This is a genomic window from Methanosphaera sp. A6 (assembly GCF_001729395.1).
Lineage (GTDB): Archaea > Methanobacteriota > Methanobacteria > Methanobacteriales > Methanobacteriaceae > Methanosphaera > Methanosphaera stadtmanae.
In genome coordinates, this window is the sequence record NZ_MAIF01000069.1 from 1 (window position 1) to 2574 (window position 2574).

At 29.3% G+C, this 2574-nt stretch carries 2 protein-coding genes; both read right to left on the reverse strand.

The features are described from left to right. Nucleotides 1–3 precede the first annotated feature (3 nt). Entirely contained in the window at nucleotides 4–765 is a 762-nt protein-coding gene (locus A9758_RS02350) for an S-methyl-5'-thioinosine phosphorylase (protein WP_011406240.1), read from the reverse strand. A gap of 5 nt (nucleotides 766–770) precedes the next feature. Beyond that, nucleotides 771–2219 (reverse strand): RtcB family protein, encoded by a 1449-nt coding sequence (locus tag A9758_RS02355; protein WP_011406239.1) that lies wholly within the window; start codon nucleotides 2217–2219, stop codon nucleotides 771–773. Between the last annotated feature and the right edge of the window lie 355 nt (nucleotides 2220–2574).

Genomic DNA, 2574 nt, shown 5'->3' on the forward strand with positions numbered 1-2574 from the left:
TATTTAAATAATTGCATCATCTAATATATGCTGACATCCACAATCTCTACTAACAACAGTGTTTTTAATGGTTTTTGTAATAAGTTTAATTAATTTTTCTTCACAATCCTTCATAGCATCAATAACTTCTGTAATTGTTAGTTTATTTGGTGATATAGCTGCCGCATAATTTGTTACTGCACAAATACTACTATAACACATCTGTTTTTCCTTTGCAAGAACAACTTCTGGAACTCCTGTCATACCCACAACTTTTCCACCTATTAACTTATAAAACTGTATTTCAGCACCAGTTTCAAATCGTGGACCTTCTGTAGCAATGTATATTCCATAGGGATGTACATCATTACCAGTTATTAAATTAGTTCTAAGTGTTTCACAGTAAGGATTTGTACAATCAATATGTACAACTTCATTATCAAAGAATGTTGAAACACGATTATGTGTAAAATCTATGAAGTTATCTGGTATTAATATACTTCCAGGTTCTATATTTGTATCTAAAGAACCCACAGAGTTAGTTGCATAAACTTGATTTACACCAATTGTTTTTAATGCTTCAATATTTGCTCTATAATTAATTTTATGTGGAGGTACACTATGTCCTTGACTATGTCTTGGAATATATGCTACTTCTTTATTATTAATATCCAATATAGTGATTTGTGGAGCCTGTCCATACTCTGTCTTAACATCTTTTTTATCTACAATAGAGTATGTTTCAAGTAATGCTTTTGTTCCTGTTCCACCAATAATACCAATCATTAAGTTTACCCCTTAATTACACCTAATGGTTTCATTTGAGCAACAAGTTTACTTATACCTGTTTTATCAGCAGTTTTTACAACTGAATCAACATCTTTATATGCATTAGGTGCTTCTTCAGCAATAACTGGTTGTGAATTTGCTTTAAGAATAATTCCTTTATCTGCTAAATCTTTTGATATTTCTTCTGGAGTAAATTCACGTTTTGCACCAGACCTACTAAGTACTCTTCCAGCTCCGTGTGCTGTAGACCCAAATGTTTCATCCATTGCAGTTTCAGTTCCAGCTAATATATAGGATGAAGTTCCCATAGTACCTGGTATGAGTACAGGTTGACCTACACTTCTATATTCTTGTGGAATTTCTTTTCTTCCAGGACCAAATGCACGTGTTGCTCCTTTACGATGTACATACATATTTCTATTAATTTTACCAATTTTATGTTGTTCTTTTTTAATTATGTTATGTGCTACATCATATAATACATTTAAACCTAATGATTCTGCATCTTGTTTTAAAATATTTTCAAATGATTCTCTTACCCAATGTTGAATCATTTGTCTATTTGTCCATGCATAGTTTGCACCTGCAGCCATTGCTTTTAAGTAGTTTTGTCCTTCATCAGAATCTATTGGTGCACATGCAAGTTGTCTATCTGGTAGATTTAATTTTAATCTTTTTGCAGTTTTATCCATTTCACGTAGATTATCTGCACAGATTTGATATCCACATCCACGAGAACCTGTATGTATTAATACTACTACTTGATCCTTTTCTAGACCATATGCTTTTGCAATTTCTTCATCATATATATCACCTATTGATTGAATTTCTAGGAAATGATTTCCACTTCCAAGTGATCCAAGCTGTGGTATACCTCTTCTTTTTGCCTTTGTACTTACTAAACTAGCATCTGCTCCTTCCATACAACCATTTTCTTCAAGGAATTTAAGATCTTCTTCCCATCCAAATCCATTTTCTACTGCCCATTTAGCACCATTTTCTAGTACATCATCTATTTCAGATTCTTTTAAGTGTTTTATACCATTACTTCCAAGACCTGATGGTACTTTATTAAATAATTCATTAACAAGATCTTTAAGATGAGGTTGTATGTCTTGTTTTGTAAGATTTGTTTTTAGTAGTCTTACTCCACAGTTAATATCAAAACCTACTCCTCCAGGACTTACTACTCCATTAATTTCAGAGAATGCTGCTACTCCTCCAATACTAAATCCATATCCAAAGTGAATATCTGGTAATCCTATTGATCTTTTCTGTATTCCTTCAAGACATGCTACATTAGCTACTTGTTCAATTGCTCCATCTTCTAATGTTTTTATTGATTCTTCATCTAAATAAATTCTAGCAGGAACTCTCATATCTTTTCTTGCTGATGATGGAATTTCATATACACAATCTCTAACTTTTTCTAAATCTCCTTTTCCTACCATTTTTTCACACTCTTTGTCTTTATTTAAAATTATATTATATAATGTTGTGAATTATTAAATGTTAAAATAAATATTTAATTTTTTTTAAATTTATGTTAATTTCATATTTTTATTATAATATGTTATAATTTTGTTAGAAATAATACTTTTATTTTATTGTTATATGAAATTATTATTCTTTAGATTAATTATAATAATATCTTATTTTTAGTTATGGTTGAGATTTATATTATATTATCTTTTTTTTTAATTATATTATGACTTTTAAAATTAAATCAATTTTCTATCTATAAATATTTTAGTATTTTAACTATTTTTAGGAAATATAGTTCTTATTTTGAAATATTTATATAGT